General features: G+C 69.6%; 26 protein-coding genes. All 26 read left to right on the top strand.

What is annotated here, in order from left to right:
* Positions 1–93: 93 nt before the first annotated feature.
* The 26 genes from fusA (at position 94) to map (ending at position 16,862) form a co-directional block, all read left to right on the top strand.
* A complete protein-coding gene (gene fusA, locus MY526_RS10960; RefSeq protein WP_436703880.1) occupies positions 94–2,190 on the top strand; it encodes an elongation factor G in 2,097 nt (698 codons plus the stop codon).
* Positions 2,191–2,362: 172 nt separating this feature from the next.
* Positions 2,363–3,556, top strand: a complete 1,194-nt coding sequence (gene tuf / locus MY526_RS10955) for an elongation factor Tu (RefSeq protein ID WP_436692583.1) — start codon at positions 2,363–2,365, stop codon at positions 3,554–3,556.
* Between the two features lie 168 nt (positions 3,557–3,724).
* Complete coding sequence (rpsJ, locus tag MY526_RS10950; protein ID WP_014742859.1) at positions 3,725–4,030, top strand: 30S ribosomal protein S10; 306 nt, start codon at positions 3,725–3,727, stop codon at positions 4,028–4,030.
* A 15-nt stretch (positions 4,031–4,045) separates the two neighbouring features.
* Entirely contained in the window at positions 4,046–4,711 is a 666-nt protein-coding gene (rplC, locus tag MY526_RS10945) for a 50S ribosomal protein L3 (protein WP_436692584.1), read from the top strand.
* Entirely contained in the window at positions 4,708–5,505 is a 798-nt protein-coding gene (gene rplD, locus MY526_RS10940) for a 50S ribosomal protein L4 (RefSeq protein WP_436692585.1), read from the top strand. Before rplC ends, rplD begins: the two co-directional genes overlap by 4 nt.
* On the top strand, positions 5,502–5,801 hold the full coding sequence (gene rplW, locus MY526_RS10935; protein WP_436692586.1) for a 50S ribosomal protein L23: 300 nt from the start codon (positions 5,502–5,504) through the stop codon (positions 5,799–5,801). The genes rplD and rplW overlap by 4 nt, the downstream gene beginning before the upstream one ends.
* Before the next feature lie 42 nt (positions 5,802–5,843).
* Complete coding sequence (gene rplB, locus MY526_RS10930; RefSeq protein WP_387987748.1) at positions 5,844–6,677, top strand: 50S ribosomal protein L2; 834 nt, start codon at positions 5,844–5,846, stop codon at positions 6,675–6,677.
* Between the two features lie 23 nt (positions 6,678–6,700).
* Positions 6,701–6,982, top strand: coding sequence for a 30S ribosomal protein S19 (rpsS, locus tag MY526_RS10925; RefSeq protein ID WP_089402109.1), 282 nt, complete (start codon positions 6,701–6,703; stop codon positions 6,980–6,982).
* 17 nt (positions 6,983–6,999) lie between these two features.
* A complete protein-coding gene (gene rplV, locus MY526_RS10920; RefSeq protein WP_436692587.1) occupies positions 7,000–7,467 on the top strand; it encodes a 50S ribosomal protein L22 in 468 nt (155 codons plus the stop codon).
* Complete coding sequence (rpsC, locus tag MY526_RS10915) at positions 7,467–8,378, top strand: 30S ribosomal protein S3 (RefSeq protein ID WP_436703879.1); 912 nt, start codon at positions 7,467–7,469, stop codon at positions 8,376–8,378. Before rplV ends, rpsC begins: the two co-directional genes overlap by 1 nt.
* Before the next feature lie 3 nt (positions 8,379–8,381).
* Positions 8,382–8,798, top strand: coding sequence for a 50S ribosomal protein L16 (gene rplP / locus MY526_RS10910; protein ID WP_436692589.1), 417 nt, complete (start codon positions 8,382–8,384; stop codon positions 8,796–8,798).
* On the top strand, positions 8,798–9,031 hold the full coding sequence (gene rpmC, locus MY526_RS10905) for a 50S ribosomal protein L29 (protein ID WP_040338545.1): 234 nt from the start codon (positions 8,798–8,800) through the stop codon (positions 9,029–9,031). The genes rplP and rpmC overlap by 1 nt, the downstream gene beginning before the upstream one ends.
* Positions 9,028–9,327 carry a 30S ribosomal protein S17 gene (gene rpsQ, locus MY526_RS10900; RefSeq protein ID WP_436692590.1) on the top strand — a complete coding sequence of 100 codons (300 nt, stop codon included), beginning with the start codon at positions 9,028–9,030 and terminating at the stop codon, positions 9,325–9,327. The genes rpmC and rpsQ overlap by 4 nt, the downstream gene beginning before the upstream one ends.
* A gap of 230 nt (positions 9,328–9,557) precedes the next feature.
* Positions 9,558–9,926: a 50S ribosomal protein L14 gene (rplN, locus tag MY526_RS10895; protein WP_012950472.1), complete on the top strand. Its 369-nt coding sequence runs from the start codon at positions 9,558–9,560 to the stop codon at positions 9,924–9,926.
* A gap of 2 nt (positions 9,927–9,928) precedes the next feature.
* Positions 9,929–10,264: a 50S ribosomal protein L24 gene (gene rplX, locus MY526_RS10890; RefSeq protein WP_436692591.1), complete on the top strand. Its 336-nt coding sequence runs from the start codon at positions 9,929–9,931 to the stop codon at positions 10,262–10,264.
* A 4-nt stretch (positions 10,265–10,268) separates the two neighbouring features.
* Positions 10,269–10,853: a 50S ribosomal protein L5 gene (gene rplE, locus MY526_RS10885; protein WP_436692592.1), complete on the top strand. Its 585-nt coding sequence runs from the start codon at positions 10,269–10,271 to the stop codon at positions 10,851–10,853.
* A gap of 22 nt (positions 10,854–10,875) precedes the next feature.
* The gene (locus MY526_RS10880) at positions 10,876–11,061 is read left to right on the top strand and encodes a type Z 30S ribosomal protein S14 (protein ID WP_029433453.1); all 186 of its coding nucleotides are present in this window, start codon (positions 10,876–10,878) and stop codon (positions 11,059–11,061) included.
* Positions 11,062–11,191: 130 nt separating this feature from the next.
* The gene (gene rpsH / locus MY526_RS10875; RefSeq protein WP_436692593.1) at positions 11,192–11,596 is read left to right on the top strand and encodes a 30S ribosomal protein S8; all 405 of its coding nucleotides are present in this window, start codon (positions 11,192–11,194) and stop codon (positions 11,594–11,596) included.
* Positions 11,597–11,609: 13 nt separating this feature from the next.
* Positions 11,610–12,149, top strand: a complete 540-nt coding sequence (rplF, locus tag MY526_RS10870; RefSeq protein WP_436692594.1) for a 50S ribosomal protein L6 — start codon at positions 11,610–11,612, stop codon at positions 12,147–12,149.
* Complete coding sequence (gene rplR / locus MY526_RS10865) at positions 12,149–12,553, top strand: 50S ribosomal protein L18 (RefSeq protein ID WP_436703878.1); 405 nt, start codon at positions 12,149–12,151, stop codon at positions 12,551–12,553. Before rplF ends, rplR begins: the two co-directional genes overlap by 1 nt.
* A gap of 52 nt (positions 12,554–12,605) precedes the next feature.
* Entirely contained in the window at positions 12,606–13,220 is a 615-nt protein-coding gene (gene rpsE / locus MY526_RS10860; RefSeq protein WP_072919083.1) for a 30S ribosomal protein S5, read from the top strand.
* A gap of 1 nt (position 13,221) precedes the next feature.
* Positions 13,222–13,404, top strand: a complete 183-nt coding sequence (gene rpmD / locus MY526_RS10855; protein ID WP_436692596.1) for a 50S ribosomal protein L30 — start codon at positions 13,222–13,224, stop codon at positions 13,402–13,404.
* Between the two features lie 24 nt (positions 13,405–13,428).
* Complete coding sequence (gene rplO / locus MY526_RS10850; protein ID WP_436692597.1) at positions 13,429–13,872, top strand: 50S ribosomal protein L15; 444 nt, start codon at positions 13,429–13,431, stop codon at positions 13,870–13,872.
* 189 nt (positions 13,873–14,061) lie between these two features.
* On the top strand, positions 14,062–15,372 hold the full coding sequence (gene secY / locus MY526_RS10845) for a preprotein translocase subunit SecY (RefSeq protein ID WP_436692598.1): 1,311 nt from the start codon (positions 14,062–14,064) through the stop codon (positions 15,370–15,372).
* An 8-nt stretch (positions 15,373–15,380) separates the two neighbouring features.
* A complete protein-coding gene (locus tag MY526_RS10840; protein WP_436692599.1) occupies positions 15,381–15,986 on the top strand; it encodes an adenylate kinase in 606 nt (201 codons plus the stop codon).
* Between the two features lie 72 nt (positions 15,987–16,058).
* Positions 16,059–16,862 (top strand): type I methionyl aminopeptidase, encoded by an 804-nt coding sequence (map, locus tag MY526_RS10835; protein ID WP_436692600.1) that lies wholly within the window; start codon positions 16,059–16,061, stop codon positions 16,860–16,862.
* The last annotated feature ends 142 nt before the right edge of the window (positions 16,863–17,004 follow it).

The raw sequence follows: 17,004 nt of genomic DNA, 5'->3' as shown, positions 1-17,004 counted from the left end.
GCCCCGCCGGTGAGAGCCGGCACCCGCGGCCGGCGGGAAGTCCGGGCCACCCCCGGACACCCGCACGCGGACCCGAACGAGGAGGAGTAGGAGATGGCCAAGAAGGCCGAGCTCGCCAAGACCCGCAACATCGGGATCATGGCGCACATCGACGCCGGCAAGACCACGACGACGGAGCGCATCCTCTTCTACACCGGTATCAACTACAAGATCGGTGAGGTCCACGACGGCGCGGCCACGATGGACTGGATGGAGCAGGAGCAGGAGCGCGGCATCACCATCACGTCCGCCGCGACGAAGTGCTCCTGGAACGGCCACGACATCAACATCATCGACACCCCGGGTCACGTCGACTTCACCGTCGAGGTGGAGCGGTCCCTGCGGGTGCTCGACGGTGCCGTCGCCGTCTACGACGGTGTCGCCGGCGTCGAGCCGCAGACCGAGCAGGTGTGGCGGCAGGCCGAGAAGTACGGCGTCCCGCGCATGTGCTTCGTCAACAAGCTCGACCGCACCGGTGCGAACTTCTTCCGCTGCGTCGACATGATGGTCGAGCGGCTGGGTGCCAACCCGCTGGTGCTGCAGATCCCGATCGGTGCCGAGGCCGACTTCATCGGCGTCGTGGACCTGGTCCAGATGAAGGCCCTCACCTGGCGCGGCGAGACCAAGCTCGGTGAGGACTACACGGTCGAGGACATCCCGGCCGAGCTCGCCGACCGGGCCGACGAGTACCGCGAGAAGCTGCTCGAGGGCATCGCGGACTTCGACGACTCGATCATGGAGTCCTACCTCGGCGGCGAGGAGATCTCGGTCGCCACCATCAAGGCCGCGATCCGCAAGGCCACCATCGCCGGCCAGGTCAACCCGGTCGTCACCGGTTCCGCGTTCAAGAACAAGGGCGTGCAGCCCATGCTCGACGCGGTCATCGACTACCTGCCCAGCCCGCTGGACATCGAGGCGATCGTCGGCACCGCGCTCGACGGCGAGACCGAGGTCCTGCGGCACGCCGACGAGGACGAGCCGTTCTCGGCGCTGGCCTTCAAGATCCAGACCGACCAGCACCTCGGCAAGCTGACCTACATCCGCGTGTACTCCGGCAAGCTGGACGCCGGGTCCCCGGTGCTGAACAGCACCAAGGACCGCAAGGAGCGGGTCGGCAAGATCTACCAGATGCACGCCAACAAGCGCGAGGAGCGCCAGGGCGTGGGTGCCGGCGAGATCGTCGCCGTCAACGGCATGAAGCAGACGACGACGGGTGACACCCTCAGCGACCCCCAGAAGCCGGTCATCCTGGAGTCGATGAGCTTCCCGGCCCCCGTCATCTCGGTGGCCATCGAGCCGAAGACCAAGAGCGACCAGGAGAAGCTGGGCACGGCCATCCAGAAGCTGGCCGAGGAGGACCCGACCTTCCAGGTCCGCCTCGACGAGGAGACCGGCCAGACGGTCATCTCCGGCATGGGCGAGCTGCACCTGGAGATCCTCGTCGACCGCATGCGCCGCGAGTTCAACGTCGAGGCCAACGTCGGCAAGCCGCAGGTGGCCTATCGCGAGACCATCCGCAAGGCGGTCGAGCGGTACGACTACACGCACAAGAAGCAGACCGGTGGCTCCGGCCAGTTCGCGAAGGTGCAGATCGCGCTCGAGCCGCTGCCGATGGCAGCCGACTCCGCGACCTACGAGTTCGAGAACAAGGTCACCGGTGGTCGCATCCCGCGGGAGTACATCCCCTCGGTGGACGCGGGCATGCAGGACGCCATGCAGTACGGCGTCCTCGCCGGCTACCCGATCGTCGGGGTCAAGGCCACGCTGCTCGACGGCCAGTACCACGAGGTCGACTCCTCGGAGATGGCCTTCAAGATCGCCGGCTCGATGGCCTTCAAGGAGGCCGCCCGCAAGGCCAGCCCGGCCCTGCTCGAGCCGCTCATGGCCGTCGAGGTCGTCACCCCGGAGGAGAACATGGGTGACGTCATCGGCGACCTGAACTCCCGGCGCGGGACCATCCAGGCGATGGAGGAGCGCTCCGGCGCCCGCGTCGTCCGGGCCCTGGTCCCGCTCTCGGAGATGTTCGGCTACGTGGGCGACCTGCGCAGCCGCACCCAGGGGCGGGCGAGCTACACCATGGTGTTCGACTCGTACGCCGAGGTCCCGCAGAACGTGGCCAAGGAGATCATCGCGAAGGTGACGGGCGAATGAGCATCGCAGGGCCGTCCACGGCCCGAGGAGCGGAGTTCGTCCGGAGCCGAGCCATGGACATCGCCAAGGTCACCGGCGAGTAAGCCCGGCGGCGGGCCCGAGCCCGCCGGCAACCCAGCACGCCCACCCCAGAGCACGCGCACGACTGCGAAGACACGGAGAGAGGATCCCAGTGGCCAAGGCCAAGTTCGAGCGGACCAAGCCGCACGTCAACATCGGCACCATCGGGCACATCGACCACGGCAAGACGACGCTGACCGCGGCGATCACCAAGGTGCTGCACGACAAGTACCCGGACCTCAACGAGGCGTCGGCCTTCGACCAGATCGACAAGGCGCCCGAGGAGAAGGCCCGCGGCATCACGATCTCGATCGCCCACGTCGAGTACCAGACCGAGAACCGGCACTACGCGCACGTCGACTGCCCCGGTCACGCGGACTACATCAAGAACATGATCACCGGTGCCGCGCAGATGGACGGCGCCATCCTGGTGGTCGCCGCGACCGACGGCCCGATGCCGCAGACCAAGGAGCACGTGCTCCTGGCCCGCCAGGTCGGCGTCCCCTACATCGTCGTGGCCCTCAACAAGGCCGACATGGTCGACGACGAGGAGATCCTCGAGCTCGTCGAGCTGGAGGTCCGTGAGCTGCTGTCCGAGTACGAGTTCCCGGGCGACGACGTCCCCGTGGTCCGCGTCTCGGCGCTGAAGGCCCTCGAGGGCGACGCCGAGTGGGGCAACAAGCTCATGGAGCTCATGGACGCGGTCGACACCGCGATCCCCGAGCCCGAGCGTGAGATCGACAAGCCGTTCCTCATGCCCGTCGAGGACGTCTTCACCATCACCGGTCGCGGCACCGTCGTCACCGGTCGCGTGGAGCGCGGCATCGTCAAGGTGTCCGAGGAGATCGAGATCGTCGGCATCCGCCCGACCTCGACCAAGACGACCGTCACCGGTGTCGAGATGTTCCGCAAGCTGCTCGACCAGGGCCAGGCCGGCGACAACGTCGGGCTGCTGCTGCGCGGCATCAAGCGTGAGGACGTCGAGCGCGGACAGGTCGTCGTGAAGCCGGGCTCGATCACCCCGCACACGAACTTCGAGGGCTCGGTCTACATCCTCTCGAAGGACGAGGGTGGCCGTCACACGCCCTTCTTCAACAACTACCGCCCGCAGTTCTACTTCCGGACCACGGACGTCACGGGCGTCGTGACCCTGCCGGCCGGCACCGAGATGGTCATGCCGGGCGACAACACCGAGATGACGGTCGAGCTGATCCAGCCGATCGCCATGGAGGAGGGCCTGCGGTTCGCCATCCGTGAGGGTGGCCGTACCGTCGGCGCTGGTCGCGTCACCAAGATCGTCAAGTAACACCCCCTGACGGGCGGCGGCGCGACCCTGCGCCGCCGCCCGTCCCCGGGTGGTCGTGCCTGTGTGCACCGCCACCCATCCCGCTGGGGCCCGACCGGATGACGGTTCGGACCTCCCGGCGTTCCCCAGCTACGAACTGACACCGATCGGCAGGAGCAGAAGACAGCGATGGCGGGACAGAAGATCCGCATCCGGTTGAAGGCCTACGACCACGAGGCGATCGACGCCTCGGCGCGGCGCATCGTCGACACGGTGACCAAGACCGGTGCGCGCGTCGTCGGCCCGGTGCCGCTGCCGACGGAGAAGAACGTGTACTGCGTCATCCGGTCCCCGCACAAGTACAAGGACTCGCGGGAGCACTTCGAGATGCGTACGCACAAGCGGCTCATCGACATCCTCGACCCGACGCCGAAGACGGTCGACGCGCTCATGCGCATCGACCTGCCGGCCTCGGTCGACGTCAACATCCAGTAAGGGCAGTCAGCAGACATGGCGAGCACATTCCGTGGTCTCCTCGGCGAGAAGCTGGGCATGACCCAGGTCTTCGACGAGAACAACCGCATCGTGCCGGTGACCGTCGTCAAGGCGGGCCCGTGTGTGGTGACCCAGGTGCGCACCCCCGAGGTCGACGGCTACTCGGCCGTCCAGCTCGGCTTCGGTGCGATCGACCCGCGCAAGGTGAACAAGCCCGAGGGTGGGCACTTCGCCAAGGCAGGCGTCACGCCGCGGCGGCACCTGGTGGAGCTGCGCACGGAGGACGCCTCGAACTTCACGGTCGGCCAGGAGCTGACCGCCGAGGTCTTCGACGGCGTCGCGAAGGTCGACGTCATCGGCACCAGCAAGGGCAAGGGCACCGCCGGTGTCATGAAGCGTCACGGCTTCAAGGGCCTGGGTGCCGCGCACGGCACCCAGCGAAAGCACCGGTCGCCCGGCTCCATCGGTGGCGCGTCGACCCCCGGTCGCGTGTTCAAGGGCCTGAAGATGGCCGGCCGCATGGGCAACGTGAAGACGACCACGCTCTCGCTGGTCGTGCACAAGGTCGACACGGAGCGCGGGCTGCTGCTCATCAAGGGCGCCGTTCCCGGTCCGAAGGGTGGCCTCCTCCTCGTCCGTTCCGCGGTCAAGGGCGGCCCCGTGGGGAGTGACAGCAAGTGAGCCAGTCGATCGAGACGCGCACCGACCGTCAGGTCGACGTCCGCACCCCGGCGGGGGAGACCTCCGGCAGCGTCACGCTGCCCGGTGACCTCTTCGACGCCGACGCGAACGTCTCCCTGATGCACCAGGTCGTCGTCGCCCAGCTGGCCGCGGCCCGCCAGGGCACGCACTCGACCAAGACCCGCGGCCAGGTCAGCGGTGGTGGCGCCAAGCCCTACCGCCAGAAGGGCACCGGCCGGGCCCGTCAGGGCTCGACCCGCGCACCGCAGTTCGAGGGCGGTGGCACCGTCCACGGCCCGCAGCCGCGTGACTACTCGCAGAAGACCCCGAAGAAGATGAAGGCCGCCGCCCTGCGCGGTGCCCTCTCCGACCGGGCCCGCGAGGACCGCGTGCACGTGGTCAGCACCTTCGTCGACGGCGACGCGCCGAAGACCAAGGCCGCCCTGGCCACACTGCAGGCGATCACCTCGGCCAAGCGGGTGCTCGTGGTCCTCGACCACGACGACGTCCTCAGCTGGGTGAGCCTGCGCAACGTGCCGCAGGTGCACCTCATCGAGGCCGGCCAGCTCAACACCTACGACGTGCTGGTCGCCGACGAGATCGTCTTCACCGAGGCCGCGCTCGCCGAGTTCGTCGCCGGGCCGGTCAAGGGCAAGGGCAGGGACCGCGGCGTCGTGCTGCCGGACCTCTCGACCCACGAGACGCCGGGCGGGGTGCCGTCGATCGCCCCCGCCGAGGGTGAGGGCACCGTCGAGACCGCCAGCACCGACGACACCACCGAGGAGAAGGCATGAGCGTCCGCGACCCCCGGGACGTCCTGCTGTCCCCGGTCATCTCGGAGAAGAGCTACGGGCTGCTGGACGACAACCAGTACACGTTCATCGTCCGGCCCGAGGCGAACAAGACGCAGATCAAGATCGCGGTCGAGCAGATCTTCAAGGTGAAGGTCCTCGGCGTGAACACGATCAACCGCCAGGGCAAGCGCAAGCGGGCCAAGGGCGGGATGGGCAAGCGCAAGGACACCAAGCGCGCCATCGTGTCCCTCGCCCCCGGCGACCGCATCGAGATCTTCGGCGGCCCGGGCGCCTGAGGCGCCTGGATCACGGACCAGAGATAGAGGACTGAGTCAGCAATGGCTATCCGCAAGTACAAGCCGACGACGCCGGGCCGCCGCGGCTCCAGCGTCGCCGACTTCGCCGAGGTCACCCGCGACCATCCCGAGAAGTCGCTGGTCCGGCCGCTGCACGGTCGCGGCGGGCGCAACGTCCACGGGAAGGTCACGGCACGGCACCAGGGCGGCGGGCACAAGCGCGCCTACCGGGTGATCGACTTCCGCCGGGCCGACAAGGACGGCGTGCCGGCCAAGGTCGCGCACATCGAGTACGACCCCAACCGGACGTCGCGCATCGCGCTGCTGCACTTCGCCGACGGCGAGAAGCGCTACATCATCGCGCCGGCCCGCCTCAAGCAGGGCGACACGGTGGAGTGCGGCCCGTCGGCCGACATCAAGCCGGGCAACAACCTGCCGCTGCGGAACATCCCGGTGGGCACGGTGGTTCACGCCATCGAGCTCCGCCCCGGTGGCGGCGCCAAGATCGCCCGCTCGGCCGGGACCAGCGTCCAGCTGGTCGCCCGTGAGGGCCGCTTCGCCCAGCTGCGCATGCCGTCCGGTGAGATCCGCAACGTCGACGTGCGCTGCCGCGCCACCGTCGGCGAGGTGGGCAACGCCGAGCAGTCGAACATCAACTGGGGCAAGGCCGGCCGGATGCGGTGGAAGGGCAAGCGCCCGACCGTCCGCGGTGTGGCCATGAACCCGGTGGACCACCCGCACGGTGGTGGTGAGGGCAAGACCTCCGGTGGTCGCCACCCGGTGAACCCGAAGGGCAAGCCGGAGGGCCGCACGCGCAAGCGCAAGGCCAGTGATGCCCTGATCGTGCGCCGCCGGCGCACCAACAAGAAGCGCTGAGCGGGTAGAGGAGTCCGACAGACATGCCACGCAGCCTGAAGAAGGGCCCGTTCGTCGACGACCACCTGCTCAAGAAGGTGGACGCGCAGAACGAGAAGGGCACCAAGACCGTCATCCGCACGTGGTCGCGCCGCTCGACGATCATCCCCGACATGCTCGGGCACACGATCGCCGTGCACGACGGCCGCAAGCACGTCCCGGTCTTCGTGACCGAGGCGATGGTCGGGCACAAGCTCGGCGAGTTCGCGCCCACGCGCACGTTCCGTGGGCACGTCAAGGACGACCGCCGGTCGCGGCGCGGCTGACGGCGAGGAGACATCAGATGACTTCCCAGTTGGGGCAGGAGACGCCGGTCGCCCGGGCCACGGCCCGATTCGTCCGCGTCACCCCCATGAAGGCACGGCGCGTGGTGGACCTGGTCCGCTACCTGCCGACCGACGAGGCCCTGGCCCTGCTGCGCTTCGCGCCGCAGGCCGCCAGCGAGCCGGTCGCCAAGGTGGTGGCCAGCGCCGTCGCCAACGCCGAGCACAACCTGCGGCTGGACCCGGCGGCCCTGGTCGTGAGCGCTGCCTACGTCGACGAGGGCCCGACCCTGAAGCGGATCCGTCCGCGCGCCCAGGGCCGTGCGTTCCGCATCAACAAGCGGACGTGCCACATCACGATCGAGGTCAGCGAGGTGACCGCCAGCGATGAGCTCGCCGGCAAGTCGCGCACGGCCCGTCGTCGCACCGGCCAGTCCGGTCCGGCCACCCAGCAGCAGAAGACCAACACGAGGGGAGGGACCCGCTAGTGGGTCAGAAGGTCAACCCGCACGGGTTCCGCTTGGGCATCACCACCGACTACAAGTCCCGGTGGTACGCCGACAAGCTGTACAAGGACTACGTCAAGGAAGACGTGGCCATCCGCAAGCTCATGTCCAAGGGCATGGAGCGGGCCGGCATCTCCAAGGTGGAGATCGAGCGCACGCGTGACCGCGTCCGCGTCGACATCCACACCGCCCGGCCGGGCATCGTCATCGGCCGGCGCGGCGCCGAGGCCGACCGCATCCGCGGCGAGCTGGAGAAGCTCACCGGCAAGCAGGTGCAGCTGAACATCCTCGAGGTGAAGAACCCCGAGGCCGACGCCCAGCTGGTCGCCCAGGCCGTGGCCGAGCAGCTGTCCAGCCGGGTCAGCTTCCGTCGCGCCATGCGCAAGGCGATGCAGTCCGCGCAGCGCAGCCCGCAGGTCAAGGGCATCCGCGTGCAGTGCTCCGGTCGCCTCGGCGGCACGGAGATGAGCCGGTCGGAGTTCTACCGCGAGGGTCGCGTCCCGCTGCACACCCTCCGGGCGAACATCGACTACGGGCTGTACGAGGCCCGCACGACCTTCGGTCGCATCGGCGTCAAGGTGTGGATCTACAAGGGCGACGCCAGCGGCTCCCGCGCCGAGCGCGAGGCCCTCGAGGCCCTCGCCGCCCGCCAGCAGCGCCGCGAGCGGGCCCAGCGTCCGCGTCGCTCGGGTTCGTCGGGCACCACCGCCGGCGGCACCGAGGCCGGCCGCGCCGCGGCCGAGGGCTCGACCGGCCCGGCCGTCGACGCCACCGACAGCGCCGTGGCCGTGTCCTCCCCCGAGGCTGCGCCCGAGCAGACCGTCGCCGACGCCGTGGGCCCCGAGGCCACCGCTGCCGCCGAGACGACGGCCACCGAGAACACGGAGGGCTGACACGTGCTGATCCCACGGCGCGTCAAGCACCGCAAGCAGCACCACCCGAGCCGCTCGGGTCGTGCCAAGGGCGGGACCGAGATCAACTTCGGTGACTACGCCATCCAGGCCCTCGAGCCGGCCTACGTCACCAACCGGCAGATCGAGTCCGCCCGTATCGCCATGACGCGTCACATCCGTCGTGGCGGCAAGGTGTGGATCTCGATCTACCCGGACCGTCCGCTCACCAAGAAGCCGGCCGAGACCCGCATGGGTTCCGGTAAGGGCTCGCCCGAGTGGTGGGTCGCCAACGTCAAGCCCGGCCGGATCATGTTCGAGCTGTCCGGTGTCGCCGAGCCCGTGGCCCGCGAGGCCATGCGCCGCGCGATCCACAAGCTGCCGATGAAGTGCCGCTTCGTCACTCGTGAAGGAGAGGTGTGATGGCCGCCGGTCTGACCGCCCCCGAGCTGCGTGAGCTCTCCGCCGACGAGCTCGCCACGCGGCTGCGCGAGTCCAAGGAAGAGCTGTTCAACCTGCGGTTCCAGGTGGCCACCGGCCAACTGGACAACAACCGGCGGCTGCAGACCGTCCGCCGCGACATCGCCCGGATCTACACGATCATGCGCGAGCGCGAGCTGGGCCTCTCGGTCGCCCCGAACGAGGGTGTGGCATGAGCGAGCCCCAGCAGACGCAGTCGTCGACCGGGCCCGGGCTGGCCGGCCGCGGCTACCGCAAGGTCCGTGAGGGCCTCGTGGTCAGCGACAAGATGGACAAGACGATCGTCGTCGAGGTCGAGGACCGTGTGAAGCACGGCCTCTACGGCAAGGTCATCCGTCGCACCAGCAAGCTGAAGGCGCACGATGAGCAGCAGGTCGCCGGCATCGGCGACCGGGTGCAGATCATGGAGACCCGGCCGACGTCGGCCACCAAGCGGTGGCGGCTGGTCGAGGTCATCGAGAAGGCCAAGTAGGACGAGCGGGGTCCGGTCCGGGCCCTGTGGGAGGCGGCCCTCCGGGGCCGCGCGTCGACCAGGTACTCTGGACGACTGGCGCGCCCCCCGGGGGGAAGCGCGCCGCATCCCGGTACCCGTGCTCGGACGCACCGGCGGCAGAACGCCCGCCGGTGCGTCCGCACGTGGGTGCCGGACAGCCGGTTCACCGACTCGGCCCGGCTGTCACAACTGAGAATTGGGAGTGGGACGTGATCCAGCAGGAGTCACGACTCCGGGTCGCCGACAACACCGGTGCGAAGGAGATCCTCTGCATCCGGGTGCTCGGCGGGTCCGGGCGGCGCTACGCCGGGATCGGTGACGTCATCGTCGCCACCGTCAAGGACGCGCTGCCCGGTGCCGGCGTCAAGCGGGGTGACGTGGTGAAGGCCGTCGTCGTCCGCACGGTGAAGGAGCGTCGTCGTCCGGACGGCTCGTACATCCGCTTCGACGAGAACGCCGCGGTGATCATCCGCGACAGTGGCGACCCCCGCGGGACCCGCATCTTCGGTCCGGTCGGTCGCGAGCTGCGCGACAAGCGCTTCATGCGGATCATCTCGCTCGCCCCGGAGGTGTTGTGACCATGGCGGAGAAGACCCCCTCCATGAAGGTCAAGAAGGGCGACACCGTCGTCGTGCTGTCCGGCAAGGACAAGGGCGCGAAGGGCCGTGTCATCGCCGCCTTCCCGAAGCAGCAGAAGGTGCTGGTCGAGGGCGTCGGCCGGGTGAAGAAGCACACGCGGATCAGCTCGACGCAGCGCGGCGCCCAGCAGGGCGGGATCGTCACGCAGGAGGCGCGCATCCACGTGAGCAACGTGATGGTGATCGACTCCGAGGACAAGCCGACCCGGGTCGGCTACCGCAAGGACGAGGAAGGCCGCAGCATCCGGGTCTCGCGGCGCACCGGTAAGGACCTCTGATCCCATGAGTGCACCCACCCGTGAGCTGCCCCGCATGCTCGCCCACTACCGCGAGCAGATCGCCCCGGCCCTGCGGTCGGAGTTCGGCTACGACAACGTCATGCAGATCCCGCGGCTGACGAAGATCGTCGTCAACATGGGCGTCGGCGAGGCGACCCGCGACGCCAAGCTGATGGACGGCGCGGTCCGTGACCTCACCGCCATCACCGGCCAGAAGCCGGCCGTCGTCCGGGCCCGCAAGTCCATCGCGCAGTTCAAGCTCCGCGAGGGCATGCCCATCGGCGCGAAGGTGACCCTCCGCGGCGACCGCATGTGGGAGTTCCTGGACCGCCTGCTGTCCCTGGCCCTGCCCCGCATCCGTGACTTCCGCGGCCTCAACGCCAAGCAGTTCGACGGTCACGGCAACTACACGTTCGGCCTGACCGAGCAGTCGATGTTCCGCGAGATCGACGTCGACAAGATCGACCGGCCGCGCGGCATGGACATCACGCTGGTCACCACCGCCACGAACGACGAGGAGGGTCGCGAGCTCCTCCGCCTGCTGGGTTTCCCGTTCGCCGGCCAGCCCGTCGTGACCACCACCCGCTGAGCCGGGGCGAGGAGACACCGAGATGGCCAAGAAGGCGCTTGTCAACAAGGCGGCCCGCAAGCCGAAGTTCGCGGTCCGCGGTTACACCCGTTGCCAGCGGTGCGGGCGTCCGCACGCCGTCTTCCGCAAGTTCGGCCTGTGCCGGATCTGCCTGCGGGAGATGGCGCACGCCGGCGAGCTGCCGGGTGTGAGCAAGTCCAGCTGGTGAGAGGGCCCCGTCCCGGGCCGCTCCAGTAAGTCACCTACCAACGCACCACCGATCGCCGAGAGGCCCCCGCGCCAAGTCACTGACCCGGCGCCTGAGGAACCGCGGCGAGAGAGGCACGACACCCATGACGATGACCGACCCGATCGCGGACATGCTGACGCGGATCCGGAACGCCAACCAGGCGTACCACGACGCCGCGACCATGCCGTCGTCGAAGCTGAAGACGCACATCGCCGAGATCCTCCAGCAGGAGGGCTACATCGCCGGCTGGACCGTCAACGAGGTCGAGAAGGACGGCACCACCCGCAAGGAGCTGGTGATCGACCTCAAGTACGGCCCCAACCGTGAGCGGAGCATCGCCGGCGTCCGGCGCGTCTCCAAGCCCGGTCTGCGGGTGTACGCCAAGTCCACCGCGCTGCCCAAGGTGCTCGGCGGCCTCGGGGTGGCCATCATCTCCACCTCCACCGGGCTGCTCACCGACCGGCAGGCGAACAAGAAGGGCGTGGGCGGGGAAGTCCTCGCCTACGTCTGGTAAGGGGAGCGAGAAGATGTCACGGATCGGACGACTCCCGATCGCCGTGCCCGGGGGCGTGGACGTCGCCATCGACGGTCAGACCGTCAGCGTGAAGGGCCCCAAGGGGTCGCTGACCCACACCGTCGCGGCGCCGATCACCGTCGAGCGCGGCGAGGACGGCACGCTCAGCGTGCAGCGCCCCAACGACGAGCGGGAGAGCCGGGCCCTGCACGGGCTGTCGCGCACCCTGATCGCCAACATGATCACCGGCGTCACCGAGGGGTACACCAAGACCCTCGAGATCGTCGGCGTCGGCTACCGCGTCGCCGCCAAGGGCTCGGACCTCGAGTTCGCCCTGGGCTACAGCCACCCGGTGCCGGTCAAGGCCCCCGAGGGGATCAGCTTCACCGTCGAGTCGCCGACCCGCCTGCGGGTCACCGGCATCGACAAGCAGCAGGTGGGCCAGATCGCGGCCAACATCCGCAAGCTGCGCCGCCCCGACCCGTACAAGGGCAAGGGCGTGCGCTACCAGGGCGAGGTCATCAAGCGCAAGGTCGGGAAGACGGGTAAGTGATGGCACAGACCGAGAAGAGTGCCGCTCGGGTGCACAAGCCCGTCGGTACCGACGTCAGCACCGCACGGCGGGTCTCCCGCCTGCGCCGGCACAACCGGCTGCGCAAGCGCGTGGCCGGCACGCCGGAGCGTCCGCGCCTGGTGGTCAAGCGCAGCTCGCGTCACATCCACGTGCAGCTGGTCGACGACACGGTGGGCCGCACGCTGGCCAGTGCCTCGACGATGGGCCTGCGCGGGACGGACGGCGACAAGTCGGCCCTCGCCCGCCAGGTCGGTGGACTGATCGCCGAGCGCGCGAAGGCGGCCGGCATCTCCGCGGTCGTCTTCGACCGTGGCGGCAACCGGTACGCCGGGCGGATCGCCGCCCTGGCCGACGGTGCCCGCGAGGGCGGGCTGGACTTCTGATGAGCATGACCCAGTGCGGCAACGACACGCTGCGGATCGAGAGGGACGTCTGATGCCAGGACCACAGCGACGCGGCGGCGGCGCCGGCGGCGGTAACGACCGCCGGGACCGTCGTGACGGCGGGCGGGGGCCCGGCGGCGCACCTGCCGAGAAGAGCAACTTCATCGAGCGCGTGGTGGCCATCAACCGCGTGTCCAAGGTCGTCAAGGGTGGTCGGCGCTTCAGCTTCACCGCCCTGGTGATCGTGGGCGACGGCGACGGCACCGTGGGCGTCGGCTACGGCAAGGCCAAGGAGGTGCCCGCGGCCATCGCCAAGGGTGTCGAGGAGGCCAAGAAGCACTTCTACAAGGTGCCGCGGATCGCCAGCACCATCCCGCACCCCGTGCAGGGTGAGGCTGCGGCCGGCGTCGTGCTGCTCAAGCCGGCCAGCCCCGGTACCGGTGTCATCGCCGGTGGCCCGGTGCGCGCCGTCCTGGAGTGCGCGGGCATCCACGACGTGCTCTCCAAGAGCCTCGGGTCGTCGAACCCGATCAACATCGTGCACGCGACCATGCAGGCGCTGAAGGACCTCGTCCGCCCCGAGGAGATCGCGGCCCGCCGCGGTCTGCCCCTCGAGGACGTCGCTCCCGCGGCCATGCTGCGGGCTCGCGCGGGCCAGGGGGTCTGACATGGCGCAGATCAAGGTCACCCAGGTCAAGTCCGCCATCGGGACCAAGCCGAACCAGCGTCAGACGCTGCGGTCGCTCGGCCTCAAGCGGATCAACGACTCGGTCGTGCAGGAGGACCGTCCCGAGATCCGCGGGATGGTCGCGACGGTGCCGCATCTGGTCACCGTCGAAGAGATCAGCTGAACCACGGCTGAGTAGGGACATCTCATGACTCTCAAGGTCCACCACCTGCGTCCGGCTCCGGGCGCCCACACCCCCAAGACCCGCGTGGGTCGCGGTGAGGGCTCCAAGGGCAAGACGGCCGGTCGCGGCACCAAGGGCACCGGCGCGCGGGGCAACACCTCGGCGCGGTTCGAGGGCGGGCAGACGCCGCTGCACATGCGGCTGCCCAAGCTCTCGGGCTTCAAGAACCGGAACAAGGTCGTCTTCCAGGTCGTCAACCTCGACCGGATCGCGGCGCTGTTCCCCCAGGGCGGCTCGGTCAACCCCGACTCCCTCGCCGAGGCCGGCGCCGTGCGCCGTGGCCAGCCGGTGAAGGTGCTGGGCACCGGCGACCTGGGCGGTGTCGAGGTGCACGTGCACGCGCACGCGTTCTCGACCTCCGCGGCCGAGAAGATCTCCGCGGCCGGGGGCAGCACCACCCGCATCTGACGCCGATGACCCCCGGGGCGCGTCTCCTCCGCGAGACGTCCGGCCCCGGGGGTCGTCTGCTGCCCGGCCCCGCGAGGTGACCGGGCGACCGGGGGACGCCGACGGCGCGCGGCACCCCGTCCACCGGGTGCTCGGCCGACCGGGCCCCCGCCGTTGCTAACCTCATCCGACCGAAGCAGGGGAGGGCACGTGCTGCAGGCGTTCGCCGCGGCGTTCCGGACGCCAGACCTCCGGCGCAAGCTGCTGTTCTCCCTGGCGATCATCGCCGTGTACCGGCTGGGTGCGCAGATCCCCGGGCCGGGCGTCTCCACGGAGGCGATCAACAGCTGTCTGGAGGCCGCGCAGGCCTCGGACCAGCGGGACCTCTACTCGCTGGTGAACCTGTTCTCCGGCGGTGCACTGCTCCAGCTGTCGGTGTTCGCGCTGGGGATCATGCCGTACATCACCGCGAGCATCATCGTGCAGCTGCTGGTGGTGGTGATCCCGCGCTTCGAGCAGCTCAAGCGGGAAGGCCAGTCCGGCCAGGCCAAGCTGACGCAGTACACCCGTTACCTGACGATCGCGCTGGCGATCCTGCAGAGCACCGGTGTCATCGCGCTGGCCCGCAGCGGCCAGCTGTTCCCGAACTGCAGCGCCGACCTCATCCCCGAGGACGCGATCTGGTCCACGGTCGTGCTCGTCGTCACCATGACGGCCGGCACCGCGATGGTCATGTGGCTGGGCGAGCTGCTGACCGAGAAGGGGATCGGCAACGGCATGTCCGTGCTGATCTTCACCTCGATCGCCGCCCGCATCCCGTCCGAGGGCGGCGCCATCCTGCAGACCCGCGGCGGCTTCGTCTTCACCCTGGTGTGCCTGCTGGCCGTCGTCATCATCACGTCGGTCGTCTACGTGGAGCAGGCCCAGCGCCGCATCCCCGTGCAGTACGCCAAGCGCATGGTCGGCCGCCGCATGTACGGCGGGACGTCGACCTACCTGCCGCTCAAGGTGAACCAGGCCGGCGTCATCCCGGTCATCTTCGCCTCGTCGCTGCTCTACCTGCCGCAGCTGATCACCCAGCTGCAGGGCGACGAGACCGGCCCGGTGCGGCGGTTCTTCGAGAACTACGTCATCGACCAGAGCAGCCCCGTCCACATCGCCGTCTACTTCGGCCTGATCGTGTTCTTCACGTACTTCTACGTGTCGATCACGTTCAACCCGGAGGAGCGCGCCGAGGACATGAAGCGCTACGGCGGCTTCATCCCCGGCATCCGCCCCGGCCGGCCGACGGCGGAGTACCTGCAGTACGTGCTGTCCCGGATCACCCTCCCCGGTTCGATCTACCTGGGACTGGTGGCAGTGTTGCCCAACCTGTTCCTCTCGCTCACGCAACAGGGGCAGAACCAGAACTTCCCGTTCGGCGGGACCGCGGTGCTGATCATGGTGGGAGTGGGGTTGGAGACGGTGAAGCAGATCGAGACGCAACTCAACCAGCGCAACTACGAAGGGTTCCTGAAGTAGTGCGCGTCGTGCTGCTCGGCCCCCCCGGGGCGGGCAAGGGCACCCAGGCCCAGTTCATCGCCGCGCAGCTCGGGGTGCCGGCGATCTCCACCGGCGACATCTTCCGGGCGAACGTCAGCGGCCAGACCGAGCTCGGCCTCAAGGCCAAGCAGTACATGGACGCCGGCGACCTGGTGCCCGACGAGATCACCGTCGCCATGGTGCGCGACCGCCTGGCCGAGACCGACGCCAAGGGCGGGTTCCTGCTCGACGGCTTCCCCCGCACCATCGCGCAGGCCGAGCAGCTCCGGGCGTCGCTGCAGGAGCTGGGGCACTCGCTGGACTGCGTGCTCGAGCTCGTCGTCGACGAGGACGAGCTGGTGCGCCGGCTCTCCGGGCGGCGGATGCTCGTCGACGGCGAGTGGGTGCAGCGCGAGGACGACAAGCCGGAGACCGTGCGGCACCGGCTGCAGGTGTACCGGGAACAGACGGCGCCGCTGTCGGGGTTCTACGAGAACGAGGGGCTGCTGGCCCGCATCGACGCCATCGGCGCGGTGGACGAGGTCACCCAGCGGGCGATGACCGCGCTCGGAGCGGGCGCGGGCGCGCCGTCCGACGGGCCGAGCGCGGACTGAGGGGCGCCGGCGCACATGACGGCCGCCGGGATCCTCGGACGCCTCCCGCTGCTGGCGAAGTGGAGTGGACGGATGATCCAGATCAAGACCCCGCGCGAGATCGAGCTCATGCGTGCCTCCGGGCTGGTGACCGCGGGAGCGCTCGCCGCCGTGCGCGCCGCCGTGCGGCCCGGCGTGACCACCAAGGAGCTCGACGCCGTCGCCGAGGACCACATCCGGTCCCGCGGCGCGGTGCCCAACTTCCTCGGGTACCACGGGTTCACCGGCACGATCTGCGCCTCCATCAACGACGAGATCGTGCACGGGATCCCGAACGCCGAGCGTCGCCTGGTCGAGGGGGACAACATCTCCATCGACTGCGGGGCCATCCTCGACGGCTGGCACAGCGACTCCGCGATCACCGTGACGGTGGGGCAGGCCTCGGCCGAGGACTCCGCGCTGCTCGCCGTCACCGAGCGGTCGATGTGGGCGGGGCTGGCCCGGGCGATCGCCGGCGGGCGGCTGACCGACATCAGCCACGCCGTCGAGGAGACGATCACCGCCGAGGCGCACCCCTACGGCATCGTCGACCACTACGGCGGGCACGGCATCGGCACCGAGATGCACCAGGACCCGCACGTGCTGAACTACGGCCGCCCCGGGCGCGGCCCCAAGCTGGTGCCCGGCCTCGCGCTGGCCATCGAGCCGATGGTCACCATTGGCGATCCGGCCACCGCCGAACTCGAGGACGGCTGGACCGTGGTGACCAAGGACGGGTCGCGCGCGGCCCACTTCGAGCACACCGTCGCCATCACGCCGGAGGGTCCCTGGGTCCTCACGGCCGAGGACGGTGGCGTCGCGGGGCTGGCCCCGTTCGGGGTCACGCCCCGTCAGTAGCAGGACTCCCTCCTCTTCTGTGACCGAGGCCGGGTTGGAGCGTCCCGCTGCGGCGGGGTAGAGTGGCCGATGGCGTTCACGCCGTCCTGTCGTCGTGCTGTGGCCGCATGACGCGGGACGCCCTCGCGAGAGCGCCTGCACC

It is taken from the genome of Geodermatophilus sp. CPCC 205761 (assembly GCF_051383655.1).
In the GTDB taxonomy this organism is placed as follows: Bacteria; Actinomycetota; Actinomycetes; order Mycobacteriales; family Geodermatophilaceae; genus Geodermatophilus.
Note: the sequence above shows the minus strand (reverse complement) of the source record. Positions and strands in the feature narration are given on the sequence as shown.

Excerpts from the sequence above, each read along its gene's own strand:
- rplV (WP_436692587.1), top strand. The coding sequence starts at position 7,000 with ATGACTTCCCAGTTGGGGCAGGAGACGCCGGTCGCCCGGGCCACGGCC.
- rplE (WP_436692592.1), top strand. The coding sequence starts at position 10,269 with ATGAGTGCACCCACCCGTGAGCTGCCCCGCATGCTCGCCCACTACCGC.
- rpsE (WP_072919083.1), top strand. The coding sequence starts at position 12,606 with ATGCCAGGACCACAGCGACGCGGCGGCGGCGCCGGCGGCGGTAACGAC.
- rplO (WP_436692597.1), top strand. The coding sequence starts at position 13,429 with ATGACTCTCAAGGTCCACCACCTGCGTCCGGCTCCGGGCGCCCACACC.
- rplR (WP_436703878.1), top strand. The coding sequence starts at position 12,149 with ATGGCACAGACCGAGAAGAGTGCCGCTCGGGTGCACAAGCCCGTCGGT.
- rplF (WP_436692594.1), top strand. The coding sequence starts at position 11,610 with ATGTCACGGATCGGACGACTCCCGATCGCCGTGCCCGGGGGCGTGGAC.
- rpsH (WP_436692593.1), top strand. The coding sequence starts at position 11,192 with ATGACCGACCCGATCGCGGACATGCTGACGCGGATCCGGAACGCCAAC.
- rplW (WP_436692586.1), top strand. The coding sequence starts at position 5,502 with ATGAGCGTCCGCGACCCCCGGGACGTCCTGCTGTCCCCGGTCATCTCG.
- rpmD (WP_436692596.1), top strand. The coding sequence starts at position 13,222 with ATGGCGCAGATCAAGGTCACCCAGGTCAAGTCCGCCATCGGGACCAAG.
- rpmC (WP_040338545.1), top strand. The coding sequence starts at position 8,798 with ATGGCCGCCGGTCTGACCGCCCCCGAGCTGCGTGAGCTCTCCGCCGAC.
- rplX (WP_436692591.1), top strand. The coding sequence starts at position 9,929 with ATGGCGGAGAAGACCCCCTCCATGAAGGTCAAGAAGGGCGACACCGTC.
- MY526_RS10880 (WP_029433453.1), top strand. The coding sequence starts at position 10,876 with ATGGCCAAGAAGGCGCTTGTCAACAAGGCGGCCCGCAAGCCGAAGTTC.
- rpsS (WP_089402109.1), top strand. The coding sequence starts at position 6,701 with ATGCCACGCAGCCTGAAGAAGGGCCCGTTCGTCGACGACCACCTGCTC.
- fusA (WP_436703880.1), top strand. The coding sequence starts at position 94 with ATGGCCAAGAAGGCCGAGCTCGCCAAGACCCGCAACATCGGGATCATG.
- rpsJ (WP_014742859.1), top strand. The coding sequence starts at position 3,725 with ATGGCGGGACAGAAGATCCGCATCCGGTTGAAGGCCTACGACCACGAG.
- rplC (WP_436692584.1), top strand. The coding sequence starts at position 4,046 with ATGGCGAGCACATTCCGTGGTCTCCTCGGCGAGAAGCTGGGCATGACC.
- rpsQ (WP_436692590.1), top strand. The coding sequence starts at position 9,028 with ATGAGCGAGCCCCAGCAGACGCAGTCGTCGACCGGGCCCGGGCTGGCC.
- rplB (WP_387987748.1), top strand. The coding sequence starts at position 5,844 with ATGGCTATCCGCAAGTACAAGCCGACGACGCCGGGCCGCCGCGGCTCC.
- map (WP_436692600.1), top strand. The coding sequence starts at position 16,059 with ATGATCCAGATCAAGACCCCGCGCGAGATCGAGCTCATGCGTGCCTCC.